The sequence below is a fragment of the Caballeronia sp. LjRoot34 genome, from assembly GCF_964253815.1.
Taxonomy (GTDB): Bacteria; Pseudomonadota; Gammaproteobacteria; order Burkholderiales; family Burkholderiaceae; genus Caballeronia.
In genome coordinates this window covers 1426562-1440814 of record NZ_CAXUSB020000001.1, presented here as the reverse complement: position 1 = coordinate 1440814, position 14253 = coordinate 1426562, and the positions used below count along the sequence as shown (strand labels likewise).

Here is a 14253-nt window from a genome sequence, read left to right as displayed (position 1 = left end):
CGTCGTTATTGCGTCGTCGCCTACCCAAACAAGCCAGCGAACGCTCTATTCCGCCCGCATCGGCACGCGCGGCGAGACTGCGCACATCAACTCATAACCGATCGTGCCGCACGCAGCCGCCACGTCATCGATCAGCAGCTTCTCGCCCCACAACTCCACCGGCGTACCAACTCCCGCAGTTGGAACCGGGGTCAGGTCGACCGTCAGCATGTCCATGGAGACACGGCCGACAATCCGCGTCGGCACGCCATCGACGATAACCGGCGTGCCTTCAGGCGCCACTCGAGGATAACCGTCCGCATAACCGCACGCCACTACGCCGATCCGCATAGGACCTGTAGCCGAGAACACCGACCCATAGCCGACCGACTGACCCGCCGGCACCGTCTGCACCGCGATCAGCTCGGACGCAAGCGTCATGGCGGGCCGCAATCCGGTCGTGGCGATATCGGCCGTTTTGCCCGACGGCGAAGCGCCGTACAAAATGATGCCGGGCCGCACCCAGTCGAAATGCGACGCCGCGTGCCACAGCGTGGCCGCGGAGTTGGCGAGGCTGCGCGCGCCAGCGATACCTTCAGCACCGCGTTCGAACGCTTCGAGTTGATGACCGATGCCGCGGGGACCGTCGGCGTCGGAGAAATGGGTCATCAGCGTGATCTGGCCGACACCCTGCACTGCCCGCGCGCGTTCCCACGCTGCCCGGAAACGCTCCGGCGTGTAACCGAGCCGGTTCATGCCGGTGTTCATTTTCAGCTGGATATTGACCGGCTTCGACAGTCGCGCCATTTCCAGCATTCGCAACTGTTCATCGCCATGCACGGCCGTGGTCAGACTGTATCGATCGATCACGTCGATATCCGTCGGACGGAAAAAACCTTCCAGCAGCAGGATGGGGCCAGCCCAACCCAACTCACGCAACTTGACCGCTTCTTCCAGGTCGAGAAGACCGAAGCCGTCCGTTGCGCGCAATCCGGGGAACGCTCGCGCTACACCATGGCCATATGCATTAGCCTTGACCACGGCCCATATCTTGGATTTCGGCGCATGACGGCGTGCGACGGCGAGATTGCTGGCAAGTGCGGCGGTGTGGATCGTGGCGGATATCGGGCGCGGCATGGGAGGTCGGTTGGAAAAAACAGGTGATTATGCAAGAACGGGGTGCAGCTCGACGGTTGCCGGAACGCTGCGTGTCTACCCCGGCACGGAGGCGGCCGATCGTGCCCTATTCATTGGGCCACTCATTGGCCTATTCACGATCGCTCGGAAGCAATACCGGCCGCCTGGCGTTGATCAGCCAGCGATCGATCATTGCATCTGATGGCCACTTGGCAATAGACCGTGCACATGATGATAAATTCGAAAAGTACCGATAGCCAGGCCAATTGCTGAATCAGTACCCGAATCAATACCCTATCGCTACCTTGCAGACCGGTGACGTTCCGGCCTGAACGTCCGCGAATTGTCATGCAGGTTACTGCTAGTCAGAATGCGCCTATTTTCGTGTTATAAAGCCGTGCACACAACCCATTTCGAACAGAAATTGCCTGAACGGGAGCCTGAGCGCAAAGCCGGACGCGAGCGACGAGCGCGCCGTGTGCGAACGGGGCGGATTACCCGCAGTGCGGACTAGCATCGGATCAGATGAAAAAAGGTTTTTACACCATCATGGCCGCGCAGTTTTTCTCGTCGCTGGCCGACAACGCCCTTCTGATCGCTGCGATCGCCCTGCTGAAAGATCTTCACGCTCCGAACTGGATGACACCGCTGCTCAAGCTGTTTTTTGTGCTGTCATACGTTGTTCTGGCCGCTTTCGTGGGTGCCTTTGCAGACTCGAGACCGAAGGGCCACGTGATGTTCGTCACCAACTCGATCAAGGTCGTCGGCTGCCTGACGATGCTGGTCGGTGCGCATCCGTTGCTCGCCTACGGCATTGTCGGATTCGGCGCCGCTGCGTATTCGCCCGCGAAATACGGCATTCTCACCGAGCTATTGCCGGCTGACCGGCTGGTCGCGGCGAACGGCTGGATCGAGGGCACGACGGTAGGTTCGATCATCCTCGGCACCGTCATGGGCGGTGCGCTGATCAGTCCGCACATCGCCTCGCACATTCTCTCCCTGCACATTCCGAAGGTCGATACCCCCGCCGAAGCCGCCATGCTCGTGATCGTACTCATGTACATTGTCGCGGCCATCTTCAACCTGCGGATTCCCGACACCGGCGCGCGTTATCCGAAGCAGGAGCATCGTCCGCTCAAGCTGATCACCGATTTCGCCGATTGTTTCAACGCGCTCTGGCGCGACAAGCTCGGCCAGATCTCGCTCGCCGTGACCACGCTGTTCTGGGGCGCGGGCGCGACGCTGCAGTTCATCGTGCTCAAGTGGGCGGAAGTCTCGCTCGGCATGTCGTTATCGGAAGCCGCTATTTTGCAGGCGATCATCGCCGTTGGCGTCGCGGTCGGCGCTATTCTCGCGGCCGCCCGCGTGCCGCTGAAGAAGTCGCTTTCCGTGCTCCCGGTCGGCATCATGATGGGCGTGGCGGTGATGCTGCTCGCGTTCTATTCGAAGCATCTGTTTCCCGTGCACTGGGGCATCTATTTCGGCCGGATGCACATTCCGGGTTACCTGATCGTCGCGTATATCTTCCTGATGATCGTCGGCGGCCTGTCGGGCTTTTTCGTGGTGCCAATGAACGCGCTGCTGCAGCATCGCGGCCACGTGCTGTTGTCGGCGGGTCACTCCATCGCGGTGCAGAATTTCAACGAGAACCTCTCCGTGCTCGTGATGTTGTGCCTGTACGCGGTGCTCGTCTGGCTCGACGTACCGATTCAATTCGTGATCGTGCTGTTCGGCACCTTCGTCTGCCTGATGATGTACTTTGTCATGCGACGGCATCAGGCGAATCAGCGGGCCTTCGATTCGGTCGCTCTGATCGGCGAGTCGCGGCATTGAGCGGTGGCTTCGGAATGGTCAGTGCGTGTGGATTGCGCCTGACCTGACCCAATCAAAGCTTGAAATCACACCGGGCGCCCAGCCGCCCGGCGCGCGATAATCCCGTTATCACCATTTTCTTTACACCCTGCCCATGCCCGCCGCCGATCTCTATTCGTTCGCCGTGCGCGTGCGCGAACGCGCGCCGCTTGTCCACTGCCTGACGAATCTCGTTGTCACGAATTTCACGGCGAACGTGCTGCTCGCGCTGGGAGCCGCACCCGCCATGGTCATCGCCCGCGAGGAAGTGGGTGAATTCGTGCCGTTGACCAATGCGGTATCGGTGAATCTCGGCACACTCGACTTGCCGCAAAGCAAGGCGATCCGCGCCGCGGTCGAGGCGGCCAATCGCGCGCACAAACCGTGGGTGCTGGATCCGGTAGCGGTCGGCCCGCTGAGTTTTCGCACGGCATTCGCCTTTGATCTGCTCGATGCACATCCGGCCGTGATTCGCGGCAACGCTTCGGAGATCATCAGCTTGTCGGGTGGTGAATCGAGCGCACGCGGCGTCGACAGCACCGCTTTCGCCGAAGCCGCGCTCGACGCAGCCCAGCTCCTCGCGCTGAATACAGGCGCTGTAGTGGCGGTCACGGGTCAGACCGATTACGTCACCGACGGCCGCCGGACGGTCGCGTTATCGAATGGATCGCCGTTGATGACACGCGTGACCGGCGTGGGCTGTGCGTTATCAGCGACGGTCGCGGCGTTTGTGGGCGTTGCCGATAACGATGACCGTTGGGCCGCAACGGTCGCCGCGATCGCCTATTCGAGCATCGCGGGCGAATTGGCATCGCGCGACGCTGCATTGCCGGGAAGTTTCGCGGTCGCCTATCTCGACCGGCTGGCATCGCTTGATGCAAACGAATTCGCTGCCACGCTCGTGTCGCGTGATGTCGTGCCCACCGCATGATGAGCCTTGATCTCGCGTTATATCTCGTCCTCGATCCCGTCCAGTGCGGCGGCCATGCACGCGCGCTCGACGTGACCCGGGCGGCGCTCGATGGCGGTGTCACGATCGTGCAACTGCGCGCGCCCGAGTGGCATAAACGCGCGTGGCTAGACCTCGCGCTCGATCTGCTGCCGCTCACGCGCCGGTATGGCGTGCCGCTCATCATCAACGACCACGTCGATGTCGCGCTCGCGTGCGGCGCCGATGGCGTACATATCGGCCAGAACGATTTGCCGCCGGATGTCGCCAGGAAACTGCTGGGGGCGCAGGCTTTGATCGGACTATCGGTATCGACTGCCATGCAGGTCGATCACGCCAACACGCTGGGCGCCATGATCGATTACGTGGGCGTAGGGCCGGTATTCGATACGCCGACCAAGCCGGACGCATCGGCGGCATGTGGCATCGACGGCCTCGCCGCGCTGTGCGCGCGCTCTGTTCATCCGACGGTGGCTATCGGCGGCATCCAGCTGCACAACGCCGCCGATATCAAACGCGCGGGGCCGGGCGGTATCGCGGTGGTATCGGCGATCTGCACCGCTGCCGACCCGCATCTCGCCGCGCAACGATTGCTGGCATCCTCCTGAAAACCTCATGACCCATTCAATCCCCAACGTCCTTACCATCGCCGGCTCCGACTCCGGTGGCGGCGCGGGCATCCAGGCCGACCTCAAGGCGTTCTCGGCGCTCGGCGCTTACGGTTTGTCTGTTATCACCGCCCTCACCGCGCAGAACACGCGCGGCGTGACGGCCATCCATACGCCCGACGCGTCGTTCGTCACCGCTCAGCTTGACGCCGTTTTCGACGACATCCGCATCGATGCCGTGAAGATCGGCATGCTCGCCAATGCCGATATTGTGCGCGCGGTAGCGGCGGCGTTGCGCCGGTATCGGCCGGTGCATGTGGTGCTTGATACGGTGATGATTTCCAAGAGCAATCACGCTTTGCTTACGCCGGATGCAGTGGCTGCGTTGCGCGATGAACTATTACCGCTCGCTACGCTGGTCACGCCAAACTTGCCGGAAGCTGCTGCGTTATTGAACGTGGCATCAGCCGAAGATGAAGACGCGATGGTGCGCCAGGGCGAAGCGCTGCGAGCATTGGGCGCGCGGGCGGTATTGATGAAGGGCGGCCATCTAAGTTCCACCGATAGCCCCGACTGGCTGATCGAAGACAGCGGCGCGCTGCGGCTTGGCGGGCCGCGCGTGCCGGTGAAGAATACGCATGGGACGGGGTGCACGTTGTCGTCATCGATTGCGGCGCTGCTGACCCAACGCGACTCGCTCGCTGCCGCTACCGCCGACGCCAAGCTCTATCTGACCGGCGCGATCGAACAAAGCGCGCGGCTGGAGGTTGGGCACGGAGTTGGCCCGGTACATCATTTTTTCAGGTGGTGGTGAGGGTCGCTTTGCCACGCGCGAGCTCGACCCGGCTTAACGCTGTTTAACCCTATTTAACCGGCAAAGTCAGCGGCACGCGCCGGCCATTCATCGGGCACGATAAAACCGCGCGAGTGCTCGCGCCATACGTTGCCGGTAGCGCGGTCGTAGCCGTCGTAACGTTCATACCGCGCAACCATGATCGGCGACGACAGCGTTGCAACGCGCTCAGACAACATCGCTGTCTGCTCCACCAGCGCATCACCCTCTTGCGCAGATAACGTTCGTTCTGCCATCCATCCCAACCTGGGCAACGAAGCAAACAATCCATCCGCCTTCGAATCCCGCCATTCCGACGCCGTTTTCCACCAGCCTCGCAGATGATCGCCGGCAAGCTCGGGCGGCAGGTTCGACGCGCGACTACGATAGTCATGGCCATCATCGCGATAAAACAAGCGCCCTTTGACGAACAACTCGGCGCGCCACGGACCCTCGAACCCGAGCGATGCAAACTCATCGCGCGCACTCAAACCCAGTTGATGATTCAAGAGCCGTGCGTGCTTCAGGTCGAAACGATCCTGCAGATTCGGACCGACGTAATGAGCGAGCGTAGCGGCCCCCTCACCCTCGCCAATATGCAGATAAAACTTCACCGCGAGCTCCCAGTGCAACCGCTCACCACGCACGTTCTCCAGCAGGAAATCGACTTCGCCGAGCGTACGCTCGGCCGTGCGCAATGGGATGTTCGCGGCGATCAGCCGCGCGTGCGGGCCACGCATCAGGAAATATTCGAGCAACGCTTCGGCGTAGAAGCCGAGCCGCGTCAGCGACGGTTTGTGAACCTGTGCGTGCAGCGCCGCGGGGTCGCGGTCGAGTGCATCGAGCCAGACGAGCGTGGCTGCGCCCTCACTCTCCGTTGCGGCGGGACGCGCGAGCGGCGCGCCCGCGCGCGACACGCTCAGCAAGTCCGGCGAGAACAGCAGCCACGCGAGATTCCGGACGGCGGGATCGTGGAATGACGTGATCTCGTTCACGGCCGTCACGGGCCGTCTGCCGCCTGCAGCGACTTGCGGTAAGTCGCCTCTGCGAGACACAGATCGGCCCATGCCTTGGCTTTATCGGGGAGACTGCGCAGCAAGTAGGCCGGGTGATACGTGACGATGACCGGCACACCTTGATAGTCATGCACCCGTCCCCGCAGCGACGCAATGCTCGCCTCCGTCTTGAGCAGGCTCTGCGCGGCAAACCGTCCAAGCGCAACAATGAGCTTGGGTTTGACCAGTTCGACCTGCCGCTTCAGATAGGGCTCGCAGCGCGCGACTTCATCGAGTTCCGGATTGCGGTTACCGGGCGGGCGACACTTGATCACGTTTGCAATGAACACGTTGTCCTCGCGCGATAACGCCACCGCGTGCAGCATGCTGTCGAGCAACTTGCCCGCCTGGCCGACGAACGGTTCGCCCAGCTTGTCCTCGTTCTCACCGGGCGCTTCACCGATCAGCATCCAGTCCGCGTCCCGATCACCCACGCCGAATACCGAGTTCGTGCGACGCTCGCACAAACGGCAGCGTTCGCACACGGCGACGCGAGCGGCGAGCGTGTCCCAGTCGAGGGTCGCGATATCGGCGGCGGTGTCGTCGACGGTTTCCGAAACAGCCAGTGATTGCGGCGGCACATCGTCGAGCCAGGGGAGGTCATCGAAGACTGGCGGTTCGACGGAAGCGATCTTTGCAGGCGGCGCTTGATGCGCGTTGCCCTGGCTCGTCTGCGCGGCGGAAAGAGCGGCATCGAGCGCCGTCAGCGCGTCGAGTGGATCAGCTTTCCGGGCTACCGGCGCGTGCGCTTCTTCGACCGGCACACGCGGAGCCGACCGGTGCACCCCGGCGGCGGCATGATCGCGCGCAATCGCCGTCGAGTCTGTCGACTGATCAGGCACGGCCACGGACGTTTCAACCGATGCCGGCCCCCGCCTCACCCAGACCGTTCCCAGTCCGAACTCTTCCAGCATCGACTTATGCAGCGCCATCCACGGCCTCCTTTGAAAACGTCAGACGCATGACGAGTGCATCCTCGCGCGAGCGGTGCCGCGCGGGGTAATAGTTTTTGCGCCGCCCGATGGTGGCGAAACCAAAGCGCTCGTAAAGCTGGATGGCGCGCGGATTCGACGGCCGTACTTCCAGCAGCACGCCCTCGAGTTTCTGATGCCGCGAGATGCGCACCGCTTCGCGCAACAACGTGAGCCCGGCGCCGGCATGTTGCGCCTCGGGCGCGACGCACAGGTTCAGCAAATGCATTTCATCGACAACCGGCATCAGCACGCAATACCCCAGCAAGGTCCCGGTGACATGGCGCAGGCACACGCCGAAATAGCCGTTGCGCAGCGAGTCCTGGAAATTGCCACGGGTCCAGGGGAATTCGTAAGCGAGCTTTTCGATGGCGGCGACCTCATCGAGATCAGCTTCCGTCATCGACGACAGATAACGATCCGCCATCAACACGCCGCTCACCGTAGAGGCTCCGTCGCTTGAGCGATCGGAGCGATCGGAGCGATCGGAGCGATCGGAGCGGCGGGGTCGGCATGATCGGCTTGATCTCCCGCAGCAGCGGCAGCTTTGGCGGCACGCGCGTCCATCCGCTCGGCGGTGGTCTGCGCGACCTTGTTGCGTACGTACTCCGGCGCGGCCTGATCGGGCGCGACCGTCCGGCCGGCACGCAGCGCGCGTAACCCGGCAAGCGCCACGGGCAACGCGTGCGGCAGCGCATCGAAATCGATGCGGCACGCCGGAGCGGCCGGCATCGGCAACCGTTCGCCGAAAGCCGCCGCCGCATTGCCCGCCAGCGTGAACGGCTCGTCCGGCAGGACGATTGCCTCGGGCAGATCAAGCGATGCCGCCTGGACCGTGGCCCACTCGCCCGCCGCTCCCGCCCCTCCCGCCACTGCATCCCAGCGGAAATCCGCCCAGTACGCCTCGTTCATGCGGGCGTCGAGCGCCGCGAGCACACGTGTTGCCGATGGGTCGTGCAAGCGCGCGAACTCCGCGCAGGCGAGCAAGGTGCCGACCGGCACCACCGGCACGCTCAACCCGAACGCCAGCCCCTGTGCGACGCCTGTTGCCGTGCGCAAACCGGTAAATGAGCCAGGCCCGGCGCCGAACGCGATCGCGGAGCAATCCTTGAGCGTCAGGCCGGCGGTATCGAATAATTCGCGGATCGCGGGCAGCAAGCGCGTGCTGGATACCGGTCCCGTCAATTCATGACTGAACCAGACGTGGACTTCGCCGGCAGAGTAATGAGGAGCGCTTCCATAAGTCGTTGGCGCGGCGACGGCCGTCGGGTCGGCGATCAGCAGCGCGACTGAGCAGAATTCGGTCGAGGTATCGAGGGCGAGCAAAACGGTGCGTGTCATGGCCGCTATTGTAATGCGTGCCGTAATGCATGAAGTAACGCGTGAACCGTGATGCTGCGAGCGCCGCGCGGACAATGCCCGCTTGCGCTGGGGATCGGGCCTTGGCCGGGGAGTTCTGGAAGAAACCCTCGACAAGCCCGCGCAACCGGCTTGTTATGATCGTCAGACCTTAACCAGCCTGTCCGGAGAACTGAATGAGCGGAATCAACGAACTCGACGCGCAATTTGCGCTTGCCCAGGCGGACGTCAAGGAACTGTCCGAACGGCCGGGCAACCTGACGCTGCTGCGCCTCTACGCGCTCTACAAGCAAGCGAGCCTGGGCGATGTGCAAGGTGACAAGCCAGGTTTCGCCGATATCGCCGGCAAATACAAGTACGACGCGTGGAGCGCACTCGCCGGCACGCCGCAGGACACCGCAAAGCAGCAATACATCGGGCTGGTGGAATCGCTGAAAAGCGGCGCCTCGGCGTAAAACCCGGGAGGGCCAGCGCCGGACGCCCGCTGGTTTGAGCGGCCCCGCGGCGCTTTACCCGCTTTACCCAGACGCAGGCGAAATTCTGCGCCCCGGTAAACCGCAAGTTGAATCAAACTGTCTTAAAATCTGGCGCAGCGCAACAATTGCCGCTATACTGTTGCCTGCGCTTCACTGTGACCGGGTGAATTGATGGTTTTAGTCAATTCATTAGCTGATTAACCCGCGCAGCGCGGCGACTCGTAGCGTTTTGCTCCAATCCAGTTTAGAAACTGTCCCCTCCCTGCTAGGCCTTCTCTTCGGCCGATCATGCATCAGGCTGACGACAAAGCCGCCTCGGCCTGTCGAATCCGATACAGCTTCTAACGAAAAGCTCGCCTTTATTGTTGCGAGCTGCCCCCGTTTTTCGATTTGCTCGCTGCTTCTTTGCTCGCTGAATCTGACGACTTGGGTATGCCGATTGGCGCCATACGCCTTATTCCCCGTTTCAAGGATCGACATGACTTCGAGCAACACCCATAGCCCGCTGGACTCCATCGCTGCACTGGCACTCGGCGAAGACACACCCGCCGCGCCGGCAGCATCTGTTTCGCCCGCCGCATCTGCTTCACCCGCTATTCCCGCCCCCATTTCTTCAGTTGCGCCTGTCGCCGCTGCTATCGCTGTGCAGACCGGCCCGAGCTTCGAATCGCTCGGCCTGTCGCCCGAGATCATCGTTGCGCTGACCGCTTCTGGCTATCAAGTGCCGACGCCGGTTCAGCAGCGCGCGATTCCCGCAGCGCTCGCCGGCCGCGACTTGCTGGTTTCCAGCCCGACCGGTTCGGGCAAGACCGCAGCATTCATGCTGCCGGCTATCGAACGTTTCTCGCAACTCGAAAAAGCCAAGGCTTCCGCTCCGCGCGAGCCGCATGACCCGAACGCCCGCCCGGCCCGCCGCACCCAGCCGGTCGCTCGTCCGACCATGCTGGTTCTGACGCCGACCCGCGAACTCGCCATGCAGGTTACCGCTGCCGCGACCACGTACGGCAAGCATCTGCGCCGGTTGCGCACGGTCAGCATTCTCGGCGGTGTTGCGTATGGCCAGCAATTGATGCTGCTCGCGAAGAACCCGGAAATCCTGGTTGCTACGCCGGGCCGTCTGCTAGACCATCTGGAACGCGGCCGTATTGACCTGTCGCAACTCCAAATCCTCGTGCTCGACGAAGCCGACCGCATGCTGGACATGGGTTTCATCGACGATATCGAAACCATTGTTGCTGCTACGCCGGCCACGCGTCAGACGCTGCTGTTCTCGGCAACCATCGACGGCAAGATCAGCTCGCTGACCGGCCGCCTGTTGAAGAACCCGGAACGCATCGAGATCATCCAAAAGCTCGAAGCGCAGAACAACATTGCGCAAACCGTGCATTACGTCGATGACCGCGATCACAAGGATCGTCTGCTCGACCACCTGTTGCGCGATGCCGGCCTGGATCAGGCTATCGTTTTCACGGCAACCAAGAACGACGCTGACCAACTGGCTATCCGTTTGTCGGACGCTGGTTTTGAATCGGCTGCATTGCACGGCGATCTGCCGCAAGGCGCGCGTAACCGCACGATTCGTGCACTGCGCGAACGCAAAGTACGCGTGCTGGTGGCAACCGATGTCGCGGCTCGCGGTATCGACATCCCGGGCATCACGCACGTATTCAACTACGATCTGCCGAAGTTCGCGGAAGACTACGTTCACCGTATCGGCCGTACGGGCCGTGCTGGCCGCACGGGTACGGCAATCAGCCTCGTGCATCACGCAGAGCAAGGCGCGCTCAAGCGCATCGAGCGTTTCGTGCGTGTGCCGCTGAATGTGAGCGTGATCGCTGGCTTTGAACCGCGTCGCTCGGCTCCGGCCGGCGGTGGCGGTGGTCGTCCTGGCTTTGGCGGCCGTGGCCGTCCGGGCGGCGGTGGCGCTGGTGCGGGTGGTGCAGGTCGCCGCTTTGGTAACGGCGGTGCTGGCAACGGCGGCTCGGCTAAGCCGGGCGGCTGGGGCAACAAGCCGGCAAGCGCCGGTGGTGCTCGCGATTCGCGCGATGGTGGTTCACGTGACGGCTATCGTAGCGGCGGTGGATCGCGTGACGGTGGTTCGGGCTTCGGTGGCGGTTCGCGTGACGGTTATGCAGCACGTCGCAATGACGGCCCGCGCGCTCCGCGTCGTGGCAGCTAAGTCGTAATCAGTGCGGCGCGCGCTTCTTGCGTGTGCCGGCAAAAAGAAAACCGATGCCTCGTGCGTCGGTTTTTTTTCGTCCACACTCTGAATTTCACAATGCGGAAGGACCTTTTGTGCCACGAAATTGTTGGTGCATGGCACAAGTCTTCACATCCCAACATGGGAAAGATCATTTTATATTGTGAAATATAAATACTAAATTATTGATTTAACACGATAATTTTTATTCGAAAACTTCGCTAAACGACTGGCTCCTCTAACTTCCTTTCCCTAGACTCTTATATAAGAGTTGAGCAACAAGAAGCACCGAGACTGCTCAACCGGACGACCATCCATTAGTCATTAGTCAGGCAATCAAAGGAGAAACGCCATGTCGCGCCAACAACAAGCTCAGGAACTTCAAAAGCAATGGGACACGGATTCGCGCTGGAAGGGCATCAAGCGCAGCTACACCGCCGACGACGTCGTGCGGCTGCGCGGTTCGGTGCCAGTCGAGCACACGTTGGCGAAACGCGGCGCGGAAAAACTGTGGGCATCGATTCATGAAGAGCCGTTCGTCAATGCGCTCGGCGCGTTGACCGGTAATCAGGCCATGCAACAGGTCAAGGCCGGTTTGAAGGCGATCTACTTGTCCGGTTGGCAAGTGGCGGGCGACGCGAACGTTGCCGGCGAGATGTATCCGGACCAGTCGCTGTACCCGGCGAATTCGGTGCCGCTGGTGGTCAAGCGCATCAACAACACGCTGACGCGCGCCGATCAGATCCAGTGGTCGGAAGGCAAGAATCCCGGCGATGAAGGCTATCTCGACTTCTTCCAGCCAATCGTGGCCGACGCTGAAGCCGGTTTCGGCGGCGTGCTGAACGCGTTCGAACTGATGAAGGCGATGATCGAAGCCGGCGCTGCGGGCGTGCACTTCGAGGATCAGCTGGCATCGGTGAAAAAATGCGGGCACATGGGCGGCAAGGTGCTCGTGCCGACGCGCGAAAACATCGCGAAACTCACGGCTGCGCGTCTCGCGGCTGACGTTTCCGGTACGCGAACCATCCTGCTCGCCCGCACCGACGCGGAAGCGGCGGATCTGGTGACATCGGATGTCGATGAAAACGACCGGCCGTTCCTGACCGGCGAGCGCACCGTGGAAGGTTTCTTCCGCACGAAGCCGGGCCTGGAACAAGCCGTGTCGCGTGGCCTCGCCTACGCGCCGTATGCCGACATGATCTGGTGCGAAACCGGCAAGCCGGACCTGGCGTACGCGAAGAAGTTTGCTGAAGCGATTCATCGTGAATTCCCGGGCAAGCTGCTCTCGTATAACTGCTCGCCATCGTTCAACTGGAAGAAGAACCTGGACGACGCGACCATCGCCAAATTCCAGAAAGAGCTTGGCGCGATGGGCTACAAGTTCCAGTTCATCACGCTGGCCGGTTTCCATGCGCTGAATTACTCGATGTTCAACCTCGCGCACGGCTATGCACGCAATCAGATGAGCGCATTCGTCGAGATGCAGGAAGCCGAGTTCGCGGCGGCCGAGAAGGGTTTCACGGCAGTGAAGCATCAGCGTGAAGTGGGAACGGGCTACTTCGATGCAGTGACGCAGGCGGTTGAAAAAGACGCATCGACGACCGCGTTGCACGGCTCGACCGAAGATGAACAGTTCTTCGAGAAGAAAGTGGCTTAATAACAGGGCAATTGCACTAAAGGTTAAATTTCTATTCATGCCAGCCGAGGAGTTGAGCGAGATAGCGGTCGTTCGCACACGCTTTCAGACGGCGAATCTTCAGCCCCACCTTGGAAGTCGTATCGCGCTTGAGCAGGTTCATCACGATGCGCCGAAGGACAGCGAAGTTCTGCGCGGCGTTGTCCACCCGTACGCGGCACTGATCTTCGCCAAAGGCCATATCCAATACCCAGTGCATCGAATTTTCTATGCGCCAGTGGGAACGTACGGCCTGAGCGATCGTGAGTGCGTTAGGCGGGAGGCTGCTGATGTAATAACGGCGCTCGGTTGAAACGGCACCGTTGATCTCACGCGTGGCCTCGACCATCGCCACTGACCGCAGCTTCGGCCAGCGAGACAGGGCGTCCAGTGCGCAAGGCGTGTACGACAGCGCCACGCAGCGGCGTGTTTCGATGCGCCCGTGATCCTTGCCAATCTCCACATGTTCGTCGCACTCGTAGGCACCCGGCCAGCGCTCCAATGCTGCAAAGGCCTCATGGACCCGGTCCTTGAGTTTGCCCTGGTTTCCCTTGACGGCCAGCACGTAGTCAGCCTCGCCGTCCACGATCTTCTGCGCAATGCGCTGCTGACACCCCATGGCATCGATGGTGACAATCGCACCCTTAAGTAGCAGGGCGTCGAGTAGTTCCGGAATCGCCGTGATTTCGTTACTTTTGTCGGCCGTACGAACCTGCCCGAGCACCACGCCCAGTCCACAACCGTACGCTGATACCAGGTGAATCGCACGCTCACCTGCCCGATGCGAGCCACGCACGGTCTTGCCGTCGATCGCCACGACCTGATCGACAAGCGCCGGACACAGGTGGCTCATCCAGCGGATAAAGCAGGCTTCGAACTGCTTGGAATTAAGCGACGCAAACACCCGCCCGAAGGTGTCGTGAGAGGCAATGCCGTGCTCCAGCGGCACATAGCGGCGCAGCCAGTCCAGTTTTTCTGTGCCCCAAGTCTGGATCGCGACCCAGCTGTCTGCCCCGCTGAGGATCGCACACACCGCAACCATAAGCATCCCGCTCAGATCGTGAGCCGGCGTGCGCCTGCGAGGGTCTTTCAAATCACCAAACGCATCTTCAATACTCAGTGCTTCATCGTGCATCGTTTCGACCTGAAAAAGACGAAAGT

The 14253-nt window shown here is 61.6% G+C and carries 13 protein-coding genes; 7 read left to right on the top strand and 6 right to left on the bottom strand.

The genetic code is table 11. The features are described from left to right. Positions 1-45 precede the first annotated feature (45 nt). Positions 46-1116 carry an alanine racemase gene (gene alr, locus ACSQ36_RS06355; protein ID WP_213763134.1) on the bottom strand — a complete coding sequence of 357 codons (1071 nt, stop codon included), beginning with the start codon at positions 1114-1116 and terminating at the stop codon, positions 46-48. A 525-nt stretch (positions 1117-1641) separates the two neighbouring features. Between alr and lplT the strand changes: the two genes are divergently transcribed. The 4 genes from lplT (at position 1642) to thiD (ending at position 5338) form a co-directional block, all read left to right on the top strand. Beyond that, positions 1642-2949 carry a lysophospholipid transporter LplT gene (lplT, locus tag ACSQ36_RS06350; protein WP_436181262.1) on the top strand — a complete coding sequence of 436 codons (1308 nt, stop codon included), beginning with the start codon at positions 1642-1644 and terminating at the stop codon, positions 2947-2949. A gap of 133 nt (positions 2950-3082) precedes the next feature. After that, a complete protein-coding gene (gene thiM, locus ACSQ36_RS06345) occupies positions 3083-3898 on the top strand; it encodes a hydroxyethylthiazole kinase (RefSeq protein WP_436181261.1) in 816 nt (271 codons plus the stop codon). Then, on the top strand, positions 3895-4524 hold the full coding sequence (thiE, locus tag ACSQ36_RS06340) for a thiamine phosphate synthase (protein ID WP_436181260.1): 630 nt from the start codon (positions 3895-3897) through the stop codon (positions 4522-4524). Before thiM ends, thiE begins: the two co-directional genes overlap by 4 nt. A 7-nt stretch (positions 4525-4531) precedes the next feature. Continuing rightward, positions 4532-5338 carry a bifunctional hydroxymethylpyrimidine kinase/phosphomethylpyrimidine kinase gene (thiD, locus tag ACSQ36_RS06335; RefSeq protein WP_436181259.1) on the top strand — a complete coding sequence of 269 codons (807 nt, stop codon included), beginning with the start codon at positions 4532-4534 and terminating at the stop codon, positions 5336-5338. Between the two features lie 53 nt (positions 5339-5391). On the opposite strand, the gene ACSQ36_RS06330 is transcribed toward thiD, so the two are convergent. From ACSQ36_RS06330 to tsaB, 4 genes are read right to left on the bottom strand one after another with little or no spacing between them, the layout of a single operon-like run. Then, entirely contained in the window at positions 5392-6351 is a 960-nt protein-coding gene (locus ACSQ36_RS06330; protein WP_436181258.1) for a DUF1853 family protein, read from the bottom strand. A gap of 5 nt (positions 6352-6356) precedes the next feature. Further along, complete coding sequence (locus tag ACSQ36_RS06325; protein ID WP_436181257.1) at positions 6357-7343, bottom strand: uracil-DNA glycosylase; 987 nt, start codon at positions 7341-7343, stop codon at positions 6357-6359. Further along, positions 7330-7824 (bottom strand): ribosomal protein S18-alanine N-acetyltransferase, encoded by a 495-nt coding sequence (gene rimI, locus ACSQ36_RS06320; protein ID WP_213763146.1) that lies wholly within the window; start codon positions 7822-7824, stop codon positions 7330-7332. Before rimI ends, ACSQ36_RS06325 begins: the two co-directional genes overlap by 14 nt. Then, positions 7821-8723: a tRNA (adenosine(37)-N6)-threonylcarbamoyltransferase complex dimerization subunit type 1 TsaB gene (gene tsaB, locus ACSQ36_RS06315; RefSeq protein ID WP_436181256.1), complete on the bottom strand. Its 903-nt coding sequence runs from the start codon at positions 8721-8723 to the stop codon at positions 7821-7823. The genes rimI and tsaB overlap by 4 nt, the downstream gene beginning before the upstream one ends. 194 nt (positions 8724-8917) lie before the next feature. Here tsaB and ACSQ36_RS06310 point away from each other — a divergent pair, with 194 nt between their 5' ends. The 3 genes from ACSQ36_RS06310 to aceA all read left to right on the top strand — a co-directional run bounded on the left by ACSQ36_RS06310 (position 8918) and on the right by aceA (position 13074). Continuing rightward, the gene (locus ACSQ36_RS06310) at positions 8918-9196 is read left to right on the top strand and encodes an acyl-CoA-binding protein (RefSeq protein ID WP_436181255.1); all 279 of its coding nucleotides are present in this window, start codon (positions 8918-8920) and stop codon (positions 9194-9196) included. 499 nt (positions 9197-9695) lie between these two features. Further along, positions 9696-11396: a DEAD/DEAH box helicase gene (locus ACSQ36_RS06305; RefSeq protein ID WP_436181254.1), complete on the top strand. Its 1701-nt coding sequence runs from the start codon at positions 9696-9698 to the stop codon at positions 11394-11396. 373 nt (positions 11397-11769) lie between these two features. Beyond that, complete coding sequence (gene aceA, locus ACSQ36_RS06300) at positions 11770-13074, top strand: isocitrate lyase (RefSeq protein ID WP_436181253.1); 1305 nt, start codon at positions 11770-11772, stop codon at positions 13072-13074. Positions 13075-13105: 31 nt separating this feature from the next. On the opposite strand, the gene ACSQ36_RS06295 is transcribed toward aceA, so the two are convergent. Beyond that, positions 13106-14227, bottom strand: a complete 1122-nt coding sequence (locus ACSQ36_RS06295) for an ISAs1 family transposase (protein ID WP_436181154.1) — start codon at positions 14225-14227, stop codon at positions 13106-13108. Positions 14228-14253: the final 26 nt, after the last annotated feature.

Bases quoted from the DNA above. Each gene is read 5' to 3' on its own strand.
- thiD (WP_436181259.1), top strand. From the start codon at position 4,532: ATGACCCATTCAATCCCCAACGTCCTTACCATCGCCGGCTCCGACTCC.
- ACSQ36_RS06325 (WP_436181257.1), bottom strand. From the start codon at position 7,343: ATGGCGCTGCATAAGTCGATGCTGGAAGAGTTCGGACTGGGAACGGTC.
- alr (WP_213763134.1), bottom strand. From the start codon at position 1,116: ATGCCGCGCCCGATATCCGCCACGATCCACACCGCCGCACTTGCCAGC.
- ACSQ36_RS06310 (WP_436181255.1), top strand. From the start codon at position 8,918: ATGAGCGGAATCAACGAACTCGACGCGCAATTTGCGCTTGCCCAGGCG.
- tsaB (WP_436181256.1), bottom strand. From the start codon at position 8,723: ATGACACGCACCGTTTTGCTCGCCCTCGATACCTCGACCGAATTCTGC.
- lplT (WP_436181262.1), top strand. From the start codon at position 1,642: ATGAAAAAAGGTTTTTACACCATCATGGCCGCGCAGTTTTTCTCGTCG.
- aceA (WP_436181253.1), top strand. From the start codon at position 11,770: ATGTCGCGCCAACAACAAGCTCAGGAACTTCAAAAGCAATGGGACACG.
- ACSQ36_RS06305 (WP_436181254.1), top strand. From the start codon at position 9,696: ATGACTTCGAGCAACACCCATAGCCCGCTGGACTCCATCGCTGCACTG.
- ACSQ36_RS06295 (WP_436181154.1), bottom strand. From the start codon at position 14,227: ATGCACGATGAAGCACTGAGTATTGAAGATGCGTTTGGTGATTTGAAA.
- thiE (WP_436181260.1), top strand. From the start codon at position 3,895: ATGATGAGCCTTGATCTCGCGTTATATCTCGTCCTCGATCCCGTCCAG.
- thiM (WP_436181261.1), top strand. From the start codon at position 3,083: ATGCCCGCCGCCGATCTCTATTCGTTCGCCGTGCGCGTGCGCGAACGC.